Annotated in this window: 20 protein-coding genes, 4 tRNA genes and 1 riboswitch; of the genes, 15 read left to right on the top strand and 9 right to left on the bottom strand. The window is 59.0% G+C overall.

All coding sequences use genetic code 11. The annotated features are described in order from the left end of the window. The first annotated feature begins 147 nt into the window (after nt 1-147). The 3 genes from astB to astE are packed head-to-tail and all read left to right on the top strand — an operon-like array spanning nt 148 to nt 2,826. On the top strand, nt 148-1,494 hold the full coding sequence (gene astB, locus ATI14_RS30650; protein WP_016973717.1) for an N-succinylarginine dihydrolase: 1,347 nt from the start codon (nt 148-150) through the stop codon (nt 1,492-1,494). Between the two features lie 25 nt (nt 1,495-1,519). Continuing rightward, a complete protein-coding gene (locus ATI14_RS30645) occupies nt 1,520-1,810 on the top strand; it encodes a hypothetical protein (protein ID WP_003214319.1) in 291 nt (96 codons plus the stop codon). An 11-nt stretch (nt 1,811-1,821) separates the two neighbouring features. After that, a complete protein-coding gene (astE, locus tag ATI14_RS30640; protein WP_017254719.1) occupies nt 1,822-2,826 on the top strand; it encodes a succinylglutamate desuccinylase in 1,005 nt (334 codons plus the stop codon). On the opposite strand, the gene ATI14_RS30635 is transcribed toward astE, so the two are convergent. After that, nucleotides 2,823-4,298 (bottom strand): M91 family zinc metallopeptidase, encoded by a 1,476-nt coding sequence (locus tag ATI14_RS30635; RefSeq protein ID WP_016973716.1) that lies wholly within the window; start codon nt 4,296-4,298, stop codon nt 2,823-2,825. The genes astE and ATI14_RS30635 overlap by 4 nt on opposite strands. 145 nt (nt 4,299-4,443) lie before the next feature. After that, nucleotides 4,444-4,950 carry a 6,7-dimethyl-8-ribityllumazine synthase gene (locus tag ATI14_RS30630; RefSeq protein WP_016973715.1) on the bottom strand — a complete coding sequence of 169 codons (507 nt, stop codon included), beginning with the start codon at nt 4,948-4,950 and terminating at the stop codon, nt 4,444-4,446. Between the two features lie 115 nt (nt 4,951-5,065). Continuing rightward, nucleotides 5,066-5,235: riboswitch (FMN riboswitch) on the bottom strand. A 192-nt stretch (nt 5,236-5,427) separates the two neighbouring features. Here ATI14_RS30630 and ltaE point away from each other — a divergent pair. The 8 genes from ltaE (at nt 5,428) to mgtE (ending at nt 13,166) form a co-directional block, all read left to right on the top strand. Further along, nucleotides 5,428-6,432 (top strand): low-specificity L-threonine aldolase, encoded by a 1,005-nt coding sequence (gene ltaE, locus ATI14_RS30625; protein WP_080519890.1) that lies wholly within the window; start codon nt 5,428-5,430, stop codon nt 6,430-6,432. Nucleotides 6,433-6,578: 146 nt separating this feature from the next. Continuing rightward, nucleotides 6,579-9,197: an alanine--tRNA ligase gene (gene alaS, locus ATI14_RS30620; RefSeq protein ID WP_016973713.1), complete on the top strand. Its 2,619-nt coding sequence runs from the start codon at nt 6,579-6,581 to the stop codon at nt 9,195-9,197. A 95-nt stretch (nt 9,198-9,292) separates the two neighbouring features. Continuing rightward, nucleotides 9,293-10,534, top strand: a complete 1,242-nt coding sequence (locus ATI14_RS30615; protein ID WP_016973712.1) for an aspartate kinase — start codon at nt 9,293-9,295, stop codon at nt 10,532-10,534. A 173-nt stretch (nt 10,535-10,707) separates the two neighbouring features. Continuing rightward, the gene (gene csrA / locus ATI14_RS30610) at nt 10,708-10,896 is read left to right on the top strand and encodes a carbon storage regulator CsrA (RefSeq protein ID WP_003175645.1); all 189 of its coding nucleotides are present in this window, start codon (nt 10,708-10,710) and stop codon (nt 10,894-10,896) included. Nucleotides 10,897-10,958: 62 nt separating this feature from the next. Next, nucleotides 10,959-11,049: transfer RNA gene (locus tag ATI14_RS30605), tRNA-Ser, on the top strand. Between the two features lie 108 nt (nt 11,050-11,157). Beyond that, nucleotides 11,158-11,234 (top strand) — tRNA-Arg (locus tag ATI14_RS30600). 72 nt (nt 11,235-11,306) lie between these two features. Next, nucleotides 11,307-11,383, top strand: a tRNA-Arg gene (locus tag ATI14_RS30595). Between the two features lie 340 nt (nt 11,384-11,723). Further along, a complete protein-coding gene (mgtE, locus tag ATI14_RS30590; protein ID WP_016973710.1) occupies nt 11,724-13,166 on the top strand; it encodes a magnesium transporter in 1,443 nt (480 codons plus the stop codon). Between the two features lie 102 nt (nt 13,167-13,268). On the opposite strand, the gene ATI14_RS30585 is transcribed toward mgtE, so the two are convergent. The 3 genes from ATI14_RS30585 to ATI14_RS30575 form a co-directional block, all read right to left on the bottom strand. Continuing rightward, nucleotides 13,269-13,595, bottom strand: a complete 327-nt coding sequence (locus ATI14_RS30585) for an Arc family DNA-binding protein (protein ID WP_003175643.1) — start codon at nt 13,593-13,595, stop codon at nt 13,269-13,271. A gap of 391 nt (nt 13,596-13,986) precedes the next feature. Further along, nucleotides 13,987-14,166, bottom strand: coding sequence for a PA3371 family protein (locus tag ATI14_RS30580; protein ID WP_016973709.1), 180 nt, complete (start codon nt 14,164-14,166; stop codon nt 13,987-13,989). Nucleotides 14,167-14,184: 18 nt separating this feature from the next. After that, a complete protein-coding gene (locus tag ATI14_RS30575; protein WP_016973708.1) occupies nt 14,185-14,412 on the bottom strand; it encodes a hypothetical protein in 228 nt (75 codons plus the stop codon). Nucleotides 14,413-14,742: 330 nt separating this feature from the next. On the opposite strand from ATI14_RS30575, the gene ATI14_RS30570 reads away from it, so the two are divergent. Together ATI14_RS30570 and ATI14_RS30565 are read left to right on the top strand one after the other, a co-directional pair. Further along, nucleotides 14,743-14,819: transfer RNA gene (locus tag ATI14_RS30570), tRNA-Arg, on the top strand. 270 nt (nt 14,820-15,089) lie between these two features. Further along, complete coding sequence (locus ATI14_RS30565) at nt 15,090-16,475, top strand: MFS transporter (RefSeq protein ID WP_016973707.1); 1,386 nt, start codon at nt 15,090-15,092, stop codon at nt 16,473-16,475. Nucleotides 16,476-16,536: 61 nt separating this feature from the next. On the opposite strand, the gene ATI14_RS30560 is transcribed toward ATI14_RS30565, so the two are convergent. From ATI14_RS30560 to flgA, 4 genes are all read right to left on the bottom strand, one after another. Then, nucleotides 16,537-17,286, bottom strand: coding sequence for a flagellar brake protein (locus tag ATI14_RS30560; RefSeq protein ID WP_016973706.1), 750 nt, complete (start codon nt 17,284-17,286; stop codon nt 16,537-16,539). A gap of 95 nt (nt 17,287-17,381) precedes the next feature. Next, the gene (locus ATI14_RS30555) at nt 17,382-17,852 is read right to left on the bottom strand and encodes a flagellar protein FlgN (protein WP_016973705.1); all 471 of its coding nucleotides are present in this window, start codon (nt 17,850-17,852) and stop codon (nt 17,382-17,384) included. A 48-nt stretch (nt 17,853-17,900) separates the two neighbouring features. Then, a complete protein-coding gene (flgM, locus tag ATI14_RS30550) occupies nt 17,901-18,227 on the bottom strand; it encodes a flagellar biosynthesis anti-sigma factor FlgM (RefSeq protein WP_016973704.1) in 327 nt (108 codons plus the stop codon). 142 nt (nt 18,228-18,369) lie between these two features. Further along, entirely contained in the window at nt 18,370-19,134 is a 765-nt protein-coding gene (gene flgA / locus ATI14_RS30545) for a flagellar basal body P-ring formation chaperone FlgA (RefSeq protein ID WP_016973703.1), read from the bottom strand. 91 nt (nt 19,135-19,225) lie between these two features. Between flgA and ATI14_RS30540 the strand changes: the two genes are divergently transcribed. Together ATI14_RS30540 and cheR are read left to right on the top strand one after the other, a co-directional pair. Further along, entirely contained in the window at nt 19,226-20,158 is a 933-nt protein-coding gene (locus ATI14_RS30540) for a chemotaxis protein CheV (protein ID WP_016973702.1), read from the top strand. A 42-nt stretch (nt 20,159-20,200) separates the two neighbouring features. After that, the gene (gene cheR, locus ATI14_RS30535) at nt 20,201-21,028 is read left to right on the top strand and encodes a protein-glutamate O-methyltransferase CheR (protein WP_017255613.1); all 828 of its coding nucleotides are present in this window, start codon (nt 20,201-20,203) and stop codon (nt 21,026-21,028) included. The last annotated feature ends 18 nt before the right edge of the window (nt 21,029-21,046 follow it).

Genomic DNA, 21,046 nt, shown 5'->3' with positions numbered 1-21,046 from the left:
TAATGTGGGAGCTGGCTTGCCTGCGATAGCAGCCACTCGGTTGTACTGAAAGACCGAGTCGTCTGCATCGCAGGCAAGCCAGCTCCCACAGGTGATCGGGATGACAAGTTGAAGCCTATAAAAACAGATGTTCGTGGAGCCTCGCCGATGAAATCCTGTGAAGTCAATTTTGACGGTCTAGTGGGGCCGACCCATAACTACGGCGGTTTGTCCTACGGCAACGTCGCGTCCCAAAGCAACAGCCAGCAGTCTTCGAACCCGAAGGAAGCGGCGTTGCAGGGCCTGCAAAAAATGAAAGCCCTGATGGACATGGGCTTTGTACAAGGTGTGCTGGCGCCCCAGGAACGTCCTGATGTGGCTGCCTTGCGCAACCTGGGTTTCAGCGGCACCGACGCTCAAGTGATCCAGCAGGCCGCCAAGCAGGCCATGCCGTTGCTGGTGGCGAGTTGCTCGGCGTCAAGCATGTGGGTGGCCAACGCCGCCACCGTCAGCCCGAGCGCCGACACGTTTGACGGCCGTGTGCATTTCACCGCCGCCAACCTCAACTGCAAATACCACCGCAGCATTGAGCACCCGACTACCAGCCGCGTGCTGGGTGCGATGTTTGCCGATCAGAAGCACTTCGCTCACCACGCCGCCTTGCCGGCCGTGGCGCAGTTCGGTGACGAAGGCGCCGCCAACCATACGCGTTTCTGCCGTGAGTACGGCGAGGCGGGGGTGGAGTTTTTCGTGTTCGGCCGCAGTGCGTTCGACACCCGCTACCCGGCGCCGCAGAAATACCCGGCGCGCCAGACGCTGGAAGCCTCCCAGGCCGTCGCACGCCTGCACGGCCTGAAGGATGACGGCGTGGTCTACGCCCAGCAGAACCCGGCGGTGATCGATGCCGGTGTGTTCCACAACGACGTGATCGCAGTGGGCAATGGCGAGGTGCTGTTCTATCACGAGGACGCGTTCCTCAATACCGAGCAGATGCTCGGCGAATTGCAGGGCAAACTCGGCAAATTGGGTGGCAACTTCCAGTCGGTGTGCGTGCCGCGTGCCCAGGTCAGCGTTGAAGATGCGGTGCGTTCTTACCTGTTCAACAGCCAGTTGCTCAGCCGTCCTGACGGTTCGATGCTGCTGATCGTGCCGGAAGAGTGCCGCGCCAACGAACGCGTCTGGCAGTACCTGCAAAGCCTGACGGCCTCCGGCGGGTTGATCCGCGAGGTCAAAGTCTTCGACCTCAAGCAAAGCATGCAGAACGGCGGTGGCCCGGCGTGCCTGCGCTTGCGTGTGGCATTGAATGAAACGGAACTGGCGGCGGTGAACCCAGGCGTTATCATGACCGCGCCGTTGTACGAGACGCTGACCCAGTGGGTCGACAAGCACTACCGCGACAGCCTGCGCGAAAGCGACCTGGCTGACCCGCAATTGCTGCTTGAGTGCCGGACGGCACTGGATGAACTGACGCAAATCCTTAAACTGGGCTCGGTTTATCCTTTCCAGATCAATTAACGCCATACGGCTGAGAACTATTGTTATGACCACCGACACCCTGAAACTGATCCTTGAAGACACCGACGGCACTCAGCTGGAAACCTCCTGCACCCGCGTCGCCGTGGTCTGGCAGGGCAAGGAAATCTGGATCCAGCACGATGGCCGTGGCCAACTGCTGATCGGTGTGGATGTGGAAGAAGGCGACGCCGAGTACGCCAACCTGCTGATGCGCCCGCTGGCCACCAACCTGATGAGCCTGCAACTGGAAATGGAACCGGCCGACGTTGAAGGCGATGACGACGACCACGTCCACGGCCCAGGCTGCAACCACTAAGGAAGCTGCTTATGCTCGCCCTCGGCAAACTGCTTGAACTGACCCTCGCCGGTCGCGAACCGGCGCAAAAAATTCAACTGACTGTCGACGGCGTGCAGATGCGCTGGCTCAGCGAGGGCGCACTCGAAGTGCGCCCGCCGCAGGCCCGCGACAACGGCGGCGACCTGTTGCTGTCGTCCGGCATCCATGGCAACGAAACGGCGCCGATCGAACTGCTCGACCGCCTGTTGCACGGCATTGCCCGTGGGGAGATCAAACCCCGCACCCGCATTCTGTTCCTGTTCGGCAACCCCGAGGCCATGCGCCGCGGCGAGCGTTACCTGGAGCTGGACATCAACCGGCTGTTCAATGGCCGCCACGAACAAAATATCGGCCCGGAGGCCATGCGCGCCGCCGAGCTTGAGCAACTGGCCCGCACCTTCTTCAGTCAGGCTGGCCGTTCGCGCCTGCACTACGACCTGCACACCGCCATTCGCGGTTCGAAAATCGAACAGTTTGCCTTGTACCCGTGGAAAGACGGGCGCCAGCATTCACGCCGCGAACTGCAACGCTTGCGTGCCGCCGGCATGGAAGCGGTGTTGCTGCAGAACAAAACCTCGATCACCTTCAGCGCGTTTACTTACGAGCAGCTTGGCGCCGAGGCCTTTACCCTGGAACTGGGCAAGGCGCGACCCTTCGGGCAAAACCAGGGGGTGGACGTGTCCCGCCTGGAAACCCGCCTCAAGCAGATCATCGAAGGCACCGAGCCTGAGACGGACAGCCTTGACGGCTTGCAACTGTTTGCCGTGTCGCGCGAAGTCATCAAGCACAGTGACGCGTTCCTGCTGCACCTGCCAGCGGACGTGGAAAACTTCTCGCCGTTGGCCAAGGGGTATCTGCTGGCCGAGGATGTGGCCAAGACCCGTTGGGTCATCGAAGAGGATGGTGCGCGCATTATCTTTCCCAACCCGAAGGTGAAAAATGGCCTGCGCGCGGGAATTTTGATCGTGCCCACCACCGAGCACGGTCTGGTTTAATTATTCAGGTACTGTTTGCGCGGCGGTAACCCGAGTTCCTTGCGTAGCCCGTTTTCGCTGAATTCCTGCGGGTTGGTATTGGTGGGCGGGGTGCTCGGGTCGCGGTCAAAGTCGAACGGCGGTGCTGTCGTTGGCAGGCCCACGGCTTGCAGTTCGTGGTTGCTCACCGGATAGCGCGTTTTGTTGCCGTCAACGCCGTCGAGGCTCTCACCGCGCAACAGCGTGCCGCTGATGTGGTTCCAGGCGTGGCACAGCTCGTGGAACAGGTTAATGATGCTGGGCGTTCCGGGGATGATGTCTGTGGTGTTGTACCAAATCTTCCCGCCGAACGAGGGGCGGCCAGGTCTGTCATTGTCGATAAACGGCCAGTCACGGGTGCCGGGCGCCGGGACGAATTGCCCGTTGAGCTTTGGGTAGAACTCATGAATGGTGATGGGCTGTCCGCTGTCGCGCGCGGCACGCTCCAGTTGCGCGAGCAAGCGTTGCCCGGTCGGAGAGCCAAGCAGCAGACGTAAATCGTCATGGACCCGCTGGACGAATTGCGCACTGCCTTGCACAACAAGTCCGCTCTGGTCCAAGGGTTTGGGCTCCAGATGAACCGCGTGAGAAGCCAATTGGCCCGCAGGAAGGTCATCCGGCACGTCCGGGTGCATCATCAAGGCACAGTCAACTGTCAGGCTGCTCTTGAAGTTGTAGTACGTGACGTCGTCTGCCTTGAGGCGTGTGACGTCGTTGAAGCCATCGCCCGTATAGATGACGTTGCTGGCGGGGCCCGCCTTGATCCGGTCGTTACCGGGGCCGCCGCTGAGGATGTTCAGCCCGCGCCCGCCGACAATATGATCATCGCCCTGGCCTCCATCCAGGAAGCATGAGCCGCTGCCACCGCTGATTTGATCTGCACCGGGGCCGCCATACACGGTCATGTGAGTGTCTTGAAACCCGTGCACCTCATCGTCTCCTTCGCCGGCTTCGACATGGCAGGCGCCGTTGACGACAGCGATGAAGTCATCACCGGGGCCGGTGTACAGGCTTGCCGCTCGGGCGGCGCTGAGCACTCGGTCGTCGCCCTCACCGCTGTAAACAAAGACCGGCACTATCACGTTGTCTTCGATATGAATGCGGTCATTGCCCCCGCGGGTGTCCAGCACCAGGGTTTGTGCGCGCCAGTCGAGGGTGATTTCGTAGCGGGACTGGTTGATTTGCACGGTCAGCGTCAACTGGGTGTCGATGTGAGGGGCGGCGAAAATATTGATGTTGTCGGATGTATCGAAGGTGCTGAGGCACAGTTGATCAACGTCCTCATCCCTGAACAGCTTGCGTTCGATGCGCACATTTTCATTTTCAAGGATGTCATGGATTTCGATAAAGCCCGGGCCGCCAGGACGCTCGTTGGTGGGTTCGCGTCTCGGGGTGGGGGTGAGTGTGCGTGCATCGATGACGTAGACGCCTTCGGCATTTTGATGGGGGAGCATGTCGCAGTTCCTTGCGTTGGAGGTAAGGGATCAGGCCTTACTAAACCGCAGGGGCGCGCGCTTGAGGCGGTAGATATGCAGACGACAAAAAAAATGCCCCGGCAAAGACTTGCCGGGGCATTTTTGATCACGGACCGAGGCGCTTTCAGACCGCCAGTTTTTGCTCGCTGCGGCGGATCGCACGCACTTTGTGCAGGGTATCGGCGCAGGTACGCGCTGCTTCCTGACCTTTGTGTACGAAGTGATCGAAGAAGAAGGTGTGGTGCTCGCTGCCTGCATGGAAGTGATGCGGAGTCAGGGACACCGAGAACACCGGCACTTCGGTTTCCAGCTGCACTTGCATCAGGCCGCTGACCACCGATTGGGCCACGAACTCGTGACGGTAGATGCCGCCGTCCACCACCAGCGCGGCGGCGACGATACCGGCGTAACGGCCGGTCTTGGCCAGCAGTTTGGCGTGCAGGGGCATTTCAAAGGCGCCGCCGACTTCGAAGAAATCAATGTCCGATTCCTGGTAGCCCTGGGCGATCATTTCGGCGAGGAAGCCTTTACGGGATTGGTCGACAATATCCTTGTGCCAGCAGGCCTGGATAAACGCGACGCGCTCGCCGTGATGGTTTTTGCTTTTGCTGTCGATGGCGGTAGGTTGCATGTTCTGACTCCTGTTTAAGAAAAAAACAGGGCGTTATGAATCGAATGGGATTTCAAGGGTACGCATAGCTACATCATGCAAGGCATGTGGTGAGCGCGCGGCCCCTGGGTGCCAATCCCGTTCTCTCTTCATCCGGACTATGACCGTCGGCCCCGGGATCACACCGGGTCTGCTGACCTTGCCGCCGTCCTGCCTGAGCAGTTCGAGGCGCCAAGCGCTCGCGGGCTATACACATTGCGTGTAATTACCGCCGGTGGGGAATTACACCCCGCCCTGAGAACGTTACCGCCAGAACCCCGGCGGCGGAGAGTTTTTAACATGGTTTTTCAGAAACTGCACGGTCGTCGTATCGATAAGCTATATCGGTTTGTTTGGTTGGTATTCGATTGATGGTGCGAGGGGGCTTGATATTCCGCGGCTTTGCCCGCAGTAATCATCCATAAAAGGAACTGACTTAGCCCTCTGGAGGCGTGTTTCATGTCTGTGATCGACCTGCGCAGCGACACCGTGACCCAACCCACCCCCGGCATGCTCGACGCGATGGCCAACGCCGTCAGCGGCGACGACGTGTATGGCGAAGACCCCAGCGTCAACCAGTTGGAGGCCGAACTCGCCAAGCGCCTGGGGTTCGCTGCGGCGCTGTTCGTGCCCACCGGCACCATGAGCAACTTGCTGGCGCTGATGGCGCACTGTGAGCGTGGCGAGGAATACATCGTCGGCCAGCAGGCCCACACCTACAAATACGAAGGGGGCGGTGCGGCGGTGCTCGGGTCGATCCAGCCGCAACCGCTGGAAGTTCAGGCGGACGGCTCGCTGGACCTGGATCACGTTCTGGCAGCGATCAAACCCGACGATTTCCACTTCGCCCGCACGCGTTTGCTGGCGCTGGAAAACACCATGCAAGGCAAAGTACTGCCGCTGGATTATCTGGTTAAGGCACGCGCATTCACCCGTGAACACGGGCTGGCACTGCACCTGGATGGCGCGCGGATCTACAACGCGGCGGTCAAGCTGGGGGTGGATGTGCGCGAGATCGCGCAGCATTTCGACTCGGTGTCGGTGTGCTTGTCCAAGGGCCTCGGCGCGCCGATCGGATCGGTGCTGTGCGGCTCCACGGCGCTGATCGCCAAGGCGCGGCGCCTGCGCAAAATGGTCGGCGGCGGAATGCGCCAGGCCGGTTCGCTGGCGGCGGCGGGGCTGTATGCGCTGGATCATCAGGTGCAGCGCCTGGCCGAGGACCATGCCAATGCCCAATGGCTGGGGGATGCATTGCGCGAGGCCGGTTACGAGATCGAGCCGGTGCAGACCAACATGGTCTACGTGCAGATCGGTGACCGGGCCCAGGCCCTGAAGGCGTTCGCCGCCGAGCGCGGGATCAAGTTGAGCGCCGCGCCACGCCTGCGTATGGTCACCCACCTGGACGTCAACCGGGCGCAGATCGAGCGCGTGCTTGAGACATTCGTCGAGTTTTCCCGAAAATGACAGTGCAGACCGTCTAATTGACGGTTTCTATCGCATAAACACGCTGTACCACCGGCAAAGGGCCGATATAATGCGGCCCTTTGCCGTCGCTCCGTCTGATGATGTTGCGCACTGGCCTTTGGCCGCAGCCTCCGTGGAAGAACCTAATGAAAAGCGCAGAAATCCGTGAAGCCTTCCTTCGCTTCTTCGAAGAGCAAGGCCACACCCGTGTAGCCTCCAGCTCCTTGATCCCAGGCAATGACCCAACCCTGCTGTTCACCAACGCGGGCATGAACCAGTTCAAGGACTGCTTCCTGGGCCAGGAAAAGCGCGCCTATACCCGCGCCACCAGCAGCCAGAAGTGCGTACGCGCCGGCGGCAAGAACAGTGACCTGGAAAACGTGGGTTACACCGCGCGCCACCACACCTTCTTCGAAATGCTGGGCAACTTCAGCTTCGGCGACTATTTCAAGAAAGACGCGATCACCTTCGCCTGGACCTTCCTGACCGGCGTGCTGAAACTGCCGAAGGAAAAACTCTGGGTCACCGTGTATGCCACCGACGACGAAGCGTATGACATCTGGACCCAGGAAATTGGGGTGCCGGTCGAGCGCATGATCCGCATCGGCGACAACAAGGGCGCGCCGTACGCCTCCGACAACTTCTGGACCATGGGCGATACCGGCCCGTGCGGTCCTTGCACCGAGATTTTCTACGATCACGGCGCCGACATCTGGGGCGGCCCGCCGGGCTCGCCGGAAGAAGACGGCGACCGTTACATCGAGATCTGGAACAACGTGTTCATGCAGTTCAATCGCACCGCCGATGGCGTGTTGCATCCGCTGCCGGCGCCGTCGGTGGACACCGGCATGGGCCTGGAGCGGATCAGTGCGGTGATGCAGCACGTTCACTCCAACTACGAAATCGACCTGTTCACCAACCTGCTGAGCGCCTCGGCCGCCGCGATTGGCTGCGCCAACGAAAACCAGTCGTCGCTCAAGGTGGTGTCGGACCACATCCGTTCCTGTGGCTTCCTGATCGCCGACGGCGTACTGCCGTCGAACGAAGGTCGCGGTTACGTGCTGCGCCGTATCATCCGTCGCGCCTGCCGCCACGGTAACAAGCTGGGCGCGACCGGCAGCTTCTTCTACAAGATCGTCGCCGCGCTGGTGGCGGAGATGGGCGATGCTTTCCCGGAGCTCAAGCAGCAACAGGACAACATCGAACGTGTGCTCAAGGCTGAAGAAGAGCAGTTCTCCAAGACCCTGGAGCACGGCCTGAAAATCCTGGAGCAGGACCTGGCCGGGCTCAAAGGCACCGTGGTGCCGGGCGACGTGGTGTTCAAGCTGTATGACACCTACGGCTTCCCGATGGACCTGACTGCCGACATCGCCCGCGAGCGCGAGCTGACCATCGATGAGGCCGGCTTCGAGCGTGAGATGGAAGCCCAGCGCGTACGGGCGCGTTCCGCCAGCTCCTTTGGTCTGGATTACAACACCCTGGTCAAGGTTGATGTGCCGACCGAGTTCATCGGTTATCAAGCGACCGTTGGCTCGGCCAAAATTGTTGCCCTCTATAAAGATGGCAAGTCGGTCGACGTATTGAATGAAGGCGATGAGGCTGTTGTGGTCCTGGACCAGACGCCGTTCTACGCCGAGTCCGGCGGCCAGATTGGCGACTGCGGTTTCCTCAGCTCGACCTCCGGCCGCTTTGAAGTGCGCGACACCACCAAGACCGGCGGTGCCTTCCTGCACCACGGGGTGCTGGTGCTGGGCAACCTGACCGTCGGTGCGCCGGTGGATACCCAGGTCGATGCCGACGTACGGCATGCAACCGCTTTGAACCACTCGGCCACTCACCTGCTGCACGCTGCGTTGCGCCAGGTATTGGGTGAGCACGTCCAGCAGAAAGGTTCGTTGGTGGACAGCCAGCGCCTGCGTTTCGACTTCAGCCACTTCGAAGCGATCAAGCCCGAGCAGATCAAGGCCCTGGAAGACATCGTCAACGCCGAGATTCGCAAGAACACCGCGGTTGAAACCGAAGAAACCGACATCGAGACAGCCAAGAAGAAAGGCGCCATGGCGCTGTTTGGCGAGAAATACGGCGACGAAGTGCGCGTGCTGAGCATGGGCGGCAGCTTCTCGGTGGAGCTGTGTGGCGGCATTCACGCCAGCCGTACCGGCGACATCGGCGTGCTGAAAATCATCAGCGAAGGCGGTGTGGCTTCCGGCGTGCGCCGTATTGAAGCGGTGACCGGTGCTGCAGCCCTGGCCTACCTCAATGCGGCAGAAGAGCAACTCAAGGAAGCGGCCGGCCTGGTCAAGGGCAGCCGCGACAACCTGATCGACAAGCTGTCGGCGGTTCTCGAGCGCAACCGTGCGCTGGAGAAACAGCTGGAGCAACTGCAAGCCAAGGCAGCCAGTGCGGCGGGCGACGATCTGTCGGCCAGCGCGCTGGACGTCAAAGGTGTGAAAGTGCTGGCCGTGCGCCTGGACGGTCAGGACGGCAAGGCGCTGTTGGCCTTGGTCGATCAGTTGAAGAACAAGCTCGGCCGCGCAGTGATCCTGCTCGGCGGTGTCCATGAGGAAAAGGTCGTTCTGGTTGCCGGTGTAACCAAAGACCTGACTGGCCAACTCAAGGCCGGTGATTTGATGAAGCAAGCCGCCGCGGCAGTGGGCGGGAAGGGCGGCGGTCGTCCGGACATGGCGCAAGGCGGTGGTGTAGACGCAGGCGCCCTGGACGCGGCCCTGGCCCTGACCGTGCCGTTTGTCGAGGCAAGCATTTAAGGCGCCGTTAATAAGCCCTTGGTCTAGTCACGGGCTTGTGCGGTTGCTGGAAGATTTTTATTGGGCGCCCCTTTACGGGCTGAGGCGGCTTAGAAATGGCTTTGATCGTACAGAAATTTGGAGGCACCTCGGTCGGCTCTGTCGAAAGAATCGAGCAGGTCGCCGACAAGGTTAAGAAATTCCGCGATGCCGGCGACGACCTGGTGGTGGTGCTGTCGGCCATGAGCGGCGAGACCAATCGCCTGATCGATCTGGCCAAGGCAATCAGCGGCGATCAACAACCGCTGCCGCGTGAGCTGGATGTGATCGTGTCCACCGGCGAGCAGGTGACCATCGCCTTGCTGGCCATGGCGCTGAACAAGCGGGGTGTGCCGGCGGTGTCCTACACTGGCAGTCAGGTGCGCATCCTGACCGACAGCGCGCACACCAAGGCGCGCATCCTGCAAATCGACGATCAGAAAATCCGTACGGATCTGAAAGCCGGGCGCGTGGTAGTTGTAGCAGGGTTCCAGGGTGTGGACGAGCAGGGCAACATCACGACCCTGGGGCGTGGCGGTTCGGACACCACCGGCGTGGCGCTGGCAGCGGCCCTGAAGGCCGATGAATGCCAGATCTACACCGATGTGGACGGCGTCTACACCACTGACCCGCGTGTTGTTTCCGTGGCTCAGCGCCTGGAAAAAATCACCTTTGAAGAGATGCTGGAAATGGCCAGCCTCGGTTCCAAGGTGCTGCAGATCCGCGCGGTGGAGTTCGCCGGCAAGTACAACGTTCCGCTGCGCGTATTGCACAGCTTCAAAGAGGGTCCGGGTACCCTCATTACTATTGATGAAGAGGAATCCATGGAACAGCCGATCATTTCCGGCATCGCTTTCAACCGCGATGAAGCCAAGCTGACGATCCGTGGCGTGCCGGATACTCCGGGCGTGGCGTTCAAGATCCTCGGCCCTATCAGTAGCGCCAATATTGAAGTCGACATGATCGTGCAGAACGTTTCGCACGATAACACCACCGATTTCACCTTCACCGTGCACCGCAACGAGTACGATGCGGCGGAGCGGATCCTGCAGAACACCGCGAGCGAGATTGGCGCCCGTGAAGTGGTCGGCGATACCAAGATTGCCAAGGTGTCGATCGTGGGCGTGGGCATGCGTTCCCATGCCGGCGTTGCCAGCCGCATGTTCGAGGCTCTGGCCAAGGAAAGCATCAACATCCAGATGATCTCCACCTCGGAAATCAAAGTCTCGGTGGTGATCGAAGAGAAGTACCTGGAACTGGCTGTACGCGCACTGCATACCGCTTTTGAGCTGGACGCTCCGGCCCGACAGGGCGAGTGACGCAATGCCAGGAAGGCGCGGTTTACCGCGCCTTTCATTTTTTTGTGGGGCGCATGTTCTTTTGCGTGGGCTCGACAATACTTAGGCGGTAGGACTACGGCCCTTGGCCGTAGGTCGAAGGCCTTTTTTTTGCAGACTGTTGTTCCTGAACTGAAATGCGTGAGGTGAAAGGTATGCTGATTCTGACTCGTCGTTGCGCAGAAAGCCTGATTATCGGTGATGGCGAAATCACCGTGACCGTGCTCGGCGTCAAAGGCAATCAAGTGCGTATCGGGGTTAACGCTCCGAAAGAGGTAGCGGTCCACCGCGAGGAAATCTACCTGCGGATCAAGAAAGAGAAGGACGAAGAACCAAGCCTTTAATTTTTATCGTTTTTTATGTTTGCAAACGGGGATGAACGTGGTTAATATACGCCCCGTGTTGCGGAGAGCTGGCCGAGTGGCCGAAGGCGCTCCCCTGCTAAGGGAGTACACCTCAAAAGGGTGTCGGGGGTTCGAATCCCCCGTTCTCCGCCATTATTTGCTTAGTACGTTGCAATCTGGTTTTTTCGCTAAGTTGTTGAAATTAAACGAAAAAATAGCTTTACATAGAGATTGAACGGCCTATAATGCGCGGCAACAAATGCACTCGTAGCTCAGCTGGATAGAGTACTCGGCTACGAACCGAGCGGTCACAGGTTCGAATCCTGTCGAGTGCACCATTTAAGAGTCAGTTGCAGCAATGCAGGTGATTCGGCTTCAGCCAGTTGTGATCTGGTCTAAAAACACAATCTGCACTCGTAGCTCAGCTGGATAGAGTACTCGGCTACGAACCGAGCGGTCACAGGTTCGAATCCTGTCGAGTGCACCATATAAACAAAAAGCCCGCCTAGTGCGGGCTTTTTGCCGTCTGGAGTTTGTGCAGGAATTCTTCTTTTTCTCCTGTTCTCATGTGTTTTCCTCATCCGCTGCGTCGTCGCAGTTCATAGATGCAGCCAATGCTCAGCTTTGGCTCGCAAGCGCTTGTTCTTTCCAGTTTTTTAACGTTAAAAGCGTGCGCAGCGTGTATCATTGCGCCCGTCAGCCCCGCCGGGGCTTGTGGAATACCTCCATGGACTTACCCAGTAGTTACTCAGTACCCCGCTTTACCAATCATGAATTGACTGATTGATCCTTCCGGCGTGCCCCGCTGCTGGGAGTGGAGTTCGCCTATGACCGAAGTAGAAGTAAAGAAAACACAAGAAAGCCTGCAGGATCGTCTGGCTCAAGTCATCGAGCTGCTGCAGCGCCAGCGCGTGGTCGAAGACCTCACGCACCGCCAGGAAGGTCCGAATCACGACCGCGTCGAAAACCTGGTTCACCGGCAAAACCTCGTCGAGCTGCAGCGCAAGCTCGACGACCTGCACTCCGCCGACGTTGCCTACATCCTTGAAGCCTTGCCGCTGGATGACCGACTGACCCTCTGGCAGTTGGTCAAGGCTGACCGTGACGGCGACATCCTGCTTGAAGTATCCGACTCGGTCCGTGAAACACTGATCGCCGACATGGACGATCACGAGCTCCTGGCCGCGGCCAAGGAGATGGATGCCGACGAACTGGCTGACCTGGCCCCTGAGCTGCCTCGCGACGTTGTCCATGAGCTGATGGAGGCTCTGGACGGCCAGCAGCGTGAGCGTGTGCGTTCCGCGCTGTCCTATGACGAGGATCAGGTCGGCGCCCTGATGGACTTCGAGATGGTCACCATCCGCGAGGACGTCAGCCTGGAAGTGGTCCTGCGTTACCTGCGTCGCCTCAAGGAATTGCCTGGCCACACCGACAAGCTGTTCGTGGTCGATTACGAAGGCATTCTCAAGGGCGTGTTGCCGATCAAGCGTTTGCTGGTCAATGACCCTGAGAAAAAAGTCGCTGATGTAATGGCCAGTGATCCGGTGAGTTTTCACCCGGATGAAGATGCCTACGATGCCGCCCAGGCATTCGAGCGTTACGACTTGATCTCGGCTCCGGTGGTCGACAAGAACGGCAAGCTCATCGGTCGTTTGACCATCGATGAAATGGTCGACCTGATTCGTGAAGAGAGTGAAACCGAAGTCCTCAACATGGCGGGTCTGCGTGAAGAGGAAGACATTTTTGCGTCGGTCTGGCGCTCACTGCGCAACCGCTGGGCCTGGCTGGCGATCAACCTGATCACTGCGTTCATTGCCTCCAGGGTGATCGGGCTGTTTGAAGGCTCTATCGAGAAGCTGGTGGCGCTGGCTGCGCTGATGCCGATCGTGGCGGGCATAGGTGGTAACTCCGGCAACCAGACCATCACCATGATCGTGCGCGCCATGGCGCTTGACCAGGTCAGTACCGCCAACTCGTCGCGGCTGTTGCGCAAGGAGCTTGCAGTGGCGTTGATCAATGGCGTGGTGTGGGGCGGGGTGATTGGTATTGTGGCCTACTTGCTTTACGGCAGTTGGTCGCTGGGCGTCGTGATGACCGCCGCCATGACCCTCAACCTGTTGCTTGCAGCCTTGATGGGCGTGTTGATCCCCATGACCCTGGCACGTTTGGGGCGCGACCCGGCGATGGGGGCCAGCGTGATGATCACCGCCATGACCGACAGCGGCGGCTTCTTCATCTTTCTGGGCCTTGCCACTATCTTCCTGCTCTGACCCTTTGCCGCGGGAGCTATTCAGCTCCCGCTTTGCATTCCCTTCCCGAATTCTGCGCAAAAAAAAGCCAGCACATGGCTGGCTTCGGCTTTCAGTTGCAGATCAATTGGCTTCTGCGGCCGCTTCAACGTCGTGCGCGATAAGCGAGACGAGAGCATTTTGCTGACGGTGGGAGAGCTGACGAAAACGCTGCAGCAGTTCGCGTTCGTGCAGTGACAGCTCGGGGCTGTCCAGGCGCATGCTCAACTCGTCGCCCAACGCACCTTCCTGAATGAGGCTCTGTTCCAGGCGGGCGATGATTTCGGAGTTCATGCTGCGGTGATGATTGCGAGCCACCTCGGCAATGCGTTCCCGCATTCCGTCTGGCAGACGTACGACGAACTTGTCAGCCGTACGGCTGGAATAAATTGCCTGTTTCAATGGGCGCATATATTTAACCGGTTAGTTCAGGGGAGCGGTTCTTGGAATTGGCCGCAAGGATGAGTGTTAAGACAAGACTCACGACCAAAGTTCAACCCGAATTGCAAAGAGGCCGCATCATGCCTCAGATTTGACAGTTCCTTGGCGTCAATTCTGTGACAAATATTGAACTGCCTAAAGGCTTTATGCCAGCACTCATTTGTATTTTTGCGGACTGGTTGGAAAACTTTTCAACACGCAGCTTTTCGTTGGAATGTTTCCCGAAAATCCAGGTCGCAACAGGGTTTGAGGCCGCACATCCTATAGCAAAGTGGCCTTTTGCCCTTAATCTTTAGACTAGTGGCAATTTGCCGATTTACGAGCGTGAGGCGACATAAGGTAGGGCGGGGGAGGCAGGGAATCAGCGTAGAACGGGGTCAAATTTAATGCGACGGCCGACGATGAGCGTCAGCAGCAGTAGACAGGCCAATGCCCCTGCAACGACGAACGCAGTGGTCTGTCCATCTTGAGTCGTGGCGTTGACACCCATTGCGCCGGTGACGACGGTCAGGCACAGGAAAAGCCAGGCGAGTTTGGTCATAAAACAGTTTCCTTCGACTTAGAACACCCAGTGTTCAGATGCTGGTGCAGCTTGTGCGGATTGGGTCAGGCGCATCGGCGATTGCGCGTCTGGCGTCATCACGGCCAGTTGCGGGCGTTGTTGCAGATGGTGCGGTACTGCCTGGCTGATCTGCGCAGGATCGTCATTGCCGGATGATTGAAAATGGAATGTCACCAGAGCGGCCAAGGCTACGGTATTGAGGGCTAACAGAAGGGCACTGTTCATGGTCATGTTCTCCGTTTGACGCCTTGGCTGAAGGGGGCTGTTGTAGGAGAAGTATTGCAGGTGTCGTGCCAAGCTTTTAATTCAATAAAATCAATGGTTTGAGTCTAATCTGGCGGCTCATTTGGTTGCAATTTGCAAGGCGGGCGTTTTGGGCTGCATGCATTTTGCACGATCACGGAAAAGCCCCCGTGTTTGCGGGATAAAACCGTGAGCGCTCAGACAAGGATCGGCCTACGCTCAAAAAGCCAACGGACGACATGACAAAACCCAACCTGGCCGTTAACATGCACGCCGTCCGTCGCCACGCCCTTGGCCTGCCGGCTGTCATTGGTCCCAGTAGCTCAATTGGATAGAGCATCCCCCTCCTAAGGGGAAGGTTGGCCGTTCGAACCGGCCCTGGGACACCAGATTCAAAGCCCCGCTCAGCGATGTCTGGCGGGGCTTTTTTGTGTCTGTCGTTTAAACACCGGTCGAACCTTGCCGGCGATCAGAGTTCACAGCAGGTGCATCGGGTATTTATCTCAACCTGTGTACCGCGCATGCCATCAGGCAGCGTCTGAACCATTAAGCAAAATTATTCCCCGGAAACAGCGCCTCTCGCCTGTCCGGACCCGGCAACACCGGACTATCATGCCGATAGCCCCGTCCCTCACCGCAAGGAGCCGCTCGGAACGCCGATGCGCCAGATCTGGAAATCTTTTCGAGCCCTTTATTTCGCTTCCCTGATGATGCTGATCGGTTCCGGCCTGCTCAGCACTTACCTGGCCTTGCGCCTGGCGGCGGATCACGTCGACAGCCTGTGGGTGGGTGCGCTGATGGCTGCCAACTACTTCGGCCTGGTGCTGGGGGGCAAGATCGGGCACCGTTTGATCGCCCGGGTCGGGCATATCCGCGCCTATGCAACCTGTGCCGGCATCGTCGGTGCGGCGGTGTTGGGGCATGGCCTGATCAACTGGCTGCCGGCGTGGATCGTGCTGCGGATGGTCGTGGGTCTGGGAATGATGTGCCAATACATGGTCATCGAAAGCTGGCTGAACGAGCAGGCCGACGCCAAGCAGCGTGGCGTGGTGTTCAGCGGCTATATGATCGCCTCCTATCTGGGGCTGGTGCTGGGTCAGCTGATTCTGGTGATGCACCCCCAACTGGGTCTTGAGCTGCTGATGCTGGTGGCGCTGTGCTTTGCGCTGTGTCTGGTACCGGTGGCCATGACCCGGCGCATTCACCCGGCGCCTCTGCATCCAGCGCCCATGGAGCCGCGCTTCTTTATCAAGCGCGTGCCGCAGTCGCTGAGTACCGTGTTGGGCGCAGGCGTCATCGTGGGTTCGTTCTACGGTTTGGCGCCGCTGTACGCCTCTCAGCAAGGGTTGACGACCGAGCAGGTCGGTCTGTTCATGGGTTGCTGCATTTTTGCCGGCTTGCTGGTGCAGTGGCCGCTGGGCTGGTTGTCGGATCGGTATGACCGCGCCTTGCTGATTCGCAGCTTTGCCCTGTGTTTGGCGGTGGCGGCGTTGCCGTTGGCGATCATGACCCGGGTGCCGCTGGAAGTGCTGTTTGTGGCGGGTTTCCTGTGTTCACTGGTGCAGTTCTGCCTGTACCCGCTGGCGGTGGCATTTTCCAATGACCACGTGGAGGGTGATCGCCGGGTCTCCCTGACGGCCATGTTGTTGGTGACCTACGGCATCGGTGCCAGTGTCGGGCCACTGCTGGCGGGTGTGGCGATGAAGCTCTTCGGCAGCCATATGCTGTATGCATTTTTCAGCCTGTGCGCGTTGATCCTGGTGTGGCGGATTCGGCCCAAGGCGGTCACCAACCTGCATCAGGTGGACGATGCGCCGTTGCATCACGTCGCCATGCCCGACAGCATGTCCAGCTCGCCTCTGGTTGCTTGCCTGGATCCGCGGGTCGATGAGGCTGTCGTGCAGGAGCAAATGCAAAGCCCCGTGCCGGACGTGTCCTCCGAAACCGATTCTGCGGCGCCGGTGGAAGAGCCGATTTTCACAGGGCCCCCGGCACCCCCGGACCCCGACGACCACCCTCATGATTTGAGCAGGGCGCGCCCCTGAATGCAAAAACGGGCAGATCCCATCAGGATCTGCCCGTTTTTTTACCGCGACCTTATAAGGTTTAAAAGTCGTCGTCTTTGTCGAAGCGTCGCGCTTCACGCTGCAACTGGTAGACAAAACGCTCCACCTGGCGCTGAACCAGCCCGCTCATGTTGTGAAAGCGCACGCCGGCGAAGGTGGTGTTGATCTTCTCTTCGAAGTGCAGGTAACGCAGCTCCACGGAGGTGGTCATGCTGCCGAAGGGCAGCGCGGCGATAAAGCGGTCGTACACCTGGCCCAGTTGCAGGCGCTCGGAAATGTCGCCTTCAAAGCGCAGTTTGCAGCCGGTGGCGGAGATATCGAGCAGCTTGCCGCTGATGGGCGCCTTGAGCTTTTCACCACCCAGTTCGATGTTGACCAACTGAGCCAGCTTCAGGGCGGCACGGAAGGCATTGCGGCGCTGATGGTAAACCACCTCGTCGGGCATGCTGCCGGTGTAGATGCGGTGGCCGTCCTTTTCGCTGATGGTCAGGGTGCCATTGCTTTCCCAGGCCACGCGAACACCGTCGTGGAAGCCTTCGATGCGGAACGGTTCGCCGTTTTCCAGGTAACGTTCGCCATCTCGGGGAATCATTTCGTCCAGTGCCAGCGCCTTGCTGTCCCGGTCTACGTCCACCAGGTAGCTTTGGAAGCGTTGGCTGCGTTCATGGAACGTTATGATCAGCGGGTCATGGCTGTCTTGCAGCATGCGCAATGTGCTGGCGATTTCCAGAGGCGTGGTGAGCACCTTGGGTGGCTGCGGAGCATCTTCCGCATTAAGGGCGTTGAACACGGTTCTTCCATCTCCAGACAAAATACGACTACACGCAAGAACCGGCATTTTGCCAGTATGTAGCGCGCCTTGGATAGGTGCGCTTTGAACCGGCGTCAGGCTTGGCTGCGGGTGCTTGGTTTGACCAGGCGTGAAGTGGAGCCTTGGGCGTTATAGAGGGCCGGAGGCTCTCCGCCGTGGAGTATACGCAACTGGTTGGCGGTCGTTGCCTGCTGAAGCTGGATCGACTGACCGTTGAGCAGGTTGGCTTCCTGGCACTGGGCGAGCAATTGGTTGAGAGCGACGCTTTGCGTCAGCAACCGGTCGCCGACCGAGGAGTGGCTGGCCAGTTGGGCGAGGCCGTCGTGGTCTGCCGGCAGGCCGAGGCTGACCAGGATCTCGCTGCGCTTCCGCCCGTGCTGCTCGAGCAGTACGATCAGCGATTGTTTGCGCGCCAGGATTTCTTCCAACAAGCGCATGTCCCGGCCATAGAGAGCCAGGGATTCTTCTTTGAGCAGCTCCAGCAATTGTTGCGTCGGAGCCAGATCGTCAATGATCAGTTGAAGCAAATGTTCGTCGTGGTGCATGGCTGGCCTTGGGTTTTAAGCGTCCAAAAGCCCTGCGCAGGCCTTTGCCTAGCGCTCGGCTTCGAAATTAAGCAGCTTGCTGGCTACACGGTTGCTGTCGACTTTATAGCTGCCATCGGCGATTGCCTGCTTCAACTCGGCCACACGGGCTTTGTTGACAACCGGCTGGTCGCGCAGCGAGTCAGTGACCTTCTGCAACTGTTGAGCCTCATTGCTCAGGTGTACGGATTCCCCGCTTTGGCTGGCGCCGGCCTGTTCCGTCTTGGCCGCAGGTGCTGGCTGGGACTTGGCTTCAACGCTGTCCTTGGCCCCGCTGGTACGCGTATTGCCCGGCAAAGCCTGGGAGTTATTCAAACGACTGAAATCGATGACCATGATAAAAAAACCTCTGGGTATTTGGACGCTTGCCATGTTTTCGGCCATACCCGGACAAACTTTAGGCGCGATTGACAATAAACCTGCACGTGCGGATGCCTGGTGCACAGTGTAGGAAAAGCGGGCGTCCTCTGCCAGTAAACTATAAAGCCACCTCGACCTGCCCCGGCGCCGTCACTTGCGCCTTGATCACGCGGTTGGAGTTGAGGTTCTTGACCCTGATCTGTTCGCTCATGCCGCCATTGGACAGGGCCTCCCCCGGCATTTTTACCGTCAGTGCACCGCTGCTGGCGGAAATCACCACCTGGTCGCCCTTGCGAATCACTTCAGCCTGTTCCAGGTGCACCAGTGTAATGACCTGGTCGGTCACCATGGGGCGGGTCAGTTTCTGTCCGACCGCCTGGTCTAAGGAGGTGAGGTAGCCCTGGTTGATCAGGCTGATGTCGCGCTCGCGCAGCGCCACATCGTCAAAGCCGATGATGCCGGTGCGTTTCAAGGGGCGCGTCACCACCACCACGTCGCGAAACAATTTGACCTGCGCCGGCACGAACACGGTCCACGGAGACGCGCCCTCACAGCGCACTTTGACTGTGACCCGACCAATGGGCTGGGCCGGGCTTTCCAGGCTGGCTGTCAATTCCTTGTCGCACATGGGCATGCGCAGGCGCGGGTCCAGTTGGTTGACCTGGATTTCATAACGCCCCGGGGTCTGGGTGGTCGCCAGATAATCTTCTACAGTGAACTCAAGAAAGCCCTGAGTGACGCCGATAAGGAGATCAGGCAAGGTGACGTTGTCTGCGCGGGCCGTGGCGCCCAGGCTCAGCGCGAGCAACATCACCGAGACGCAGAGCGATCTGCAGTACCGTGGGAAGTTGAGGCGTCGAAAAACTGTCGTTTTAATATCCATGACCAAACAAATAGCAAAGCTCGTGCCGTTTAGTGTTGGGGGCGCGCTGCCCTGCAGGTATCGCCAAAGGTTTTAGCGTAGGAGTAAAGGCATGGCAGGTGTAATGGATTCAGTAAACCAGCGCACACAGCTGGTAGGGCAGAACCGCCTGGAGTTGTTGCTGTTCCGCCTGGACGGCAAGCAGCTGTATGGCATCAATGTGTTTAAAGTGCGGGAAGTGTTGCAGTGTCCCAAGCTGACAATCTTGCCCAAATCCAGTCCTGTGGTGTGCGGCGTCGCCAATATCCGGGGCGCCACCATCCCGATTCTTGACCTGGCCATGGCCACCGGTTCCTCAGGTTTGCAGGACCGCCAGAGTCCGTTCGTGATCATCACCGAGTACAACACCAAGACCCAGGGTTTCCTGGTGCGCTCGGTGGAGCGCATCGTCAACATGAACTGGGAAGAGATTCATCCGCCACCCAAGGGTACCGGGCGCGATCACTACCTCACGGCGGTGACGCGGGTTGACAACCAGTTGGTGGAAATCATCGACGTGGAGAAAATCCTCGCCGAAGTGGCGCCGACCTCGGAAACCATCTCGGTGGGCGTGGTGGACGCCGAAACCGCGCACAAGGCCGTGTCGTTGCGTGTGCTGACCGTGGATGATTCCTCCGTGGCGCGCAAGCAAGTGACCCGTTGCCTGCAAACCGTGGGTGTTGAAGTGGTTGCGCTCAATGACGGCCGCCAAGCCCTGGATTACCTGCGCAAGCTGGTGGACGAAGGCAAGAAGCCCGAAGAAGAATTCCTGATGATGATCTCCGACATTGAAATGCCGGAAATGGACGGTTACACCCTCACGGCCGAGATACGTAACGATCCACGCATGCAAAAATTGCATATCATCCTGCATACTTCGTTGTCGGGTGTATTCAATCAGGCGATGGTCAAGAAGGTCGGCGCCGATGACTTCCTGGCCAAATTCCGTCCTGATGACCTGGCATCCCGGGTAGTTGACCGGATCAAGGCAGCAGATCACGGCTAGGGGATTGCCCCTGGCGGTCACACGATTTAAGAGGCGGTATCATTGTCTACGGGTAATTTGGATTTCGAACAGTTCCGGGTCTTCCTGGAAAAAGCCTGTGGCATATTGCTCGGTGAAAACAAGCAGTACCTGGTATCCAGCCGTCTCAACAAACTGATGGAACAGCAGGGCATCAAATCCCTGGGTGAGCTGGTGCAGCGTATTCAGGGCCAGCCGCGCAGCGGGCTCAAGGAAATGGTGGTCGATGCCATGACCACCAACGAGACCTTGTGGTTTCGGGATACTTACCCCTTTGAAGTGCTCAAGAGCAAAGTGCTGCCCGAAGCGATCAAGGCTGCGCCGGGCCAGCGCCTGCGTATCTGGTCGGCGGCGTGTTCGTCGGGGCAGGAACCGTATTCGATTTCCATGTCCATCGACGAGTTTGAGCGGACCAACATGGGCCAGCTCAAGGCCGGCGCGCAAATCGTTGCCACTGACCTGTCCGGCACCATGCTCACCAACTGCAAGACCGGCGAGTACGACAGCCTGGCCCTGGGGCGCGGTTTGTCCCAGGAGCGCCTGCAGCGTTACTTTGACCCCAAAGGCGCGGGGCGTTGGGCGGTCAAGGCACCGATCAAGAGCCGGGTCGAGTTTCGCTCGTTCAACCTGCTCGACAGTTACGCCAGCCTGGGCAAGTTCGACATGGTGTTTTGCCGCAATGTGCTGATCTACTTCTCGGCTGAAGTGAAGAAAGACATCCTGCTGCGCATCCATGGCACGCTCAAGCGCGGCGGCTATCTGTTCCTCGGGGCTTCCGAGGCGCTGAACGGCCTGCCGGATCATTATCAAATGGTGCAGTGCAGCCCGGGCATCATTTACCAGGCCAAGTGATGTCTGTTTAAAAAAACG

The sequence above is a fragment of the Pseudomonas tolaasii NCPPB 2192 genome, from assembly GCF_002813445.1.
Lineage (GTDB): Bacteria > Pseudomonadota > Gammaproteobacteria > Pseudomonadales > Pseudomonadaceae > Aquipseudomonas > Aquipseudomonas tolaasii.
Note: the sequence above shows the minus strand (reverse complement) of the source record. Positions and strands in the feature narration are given on the sequence as shown.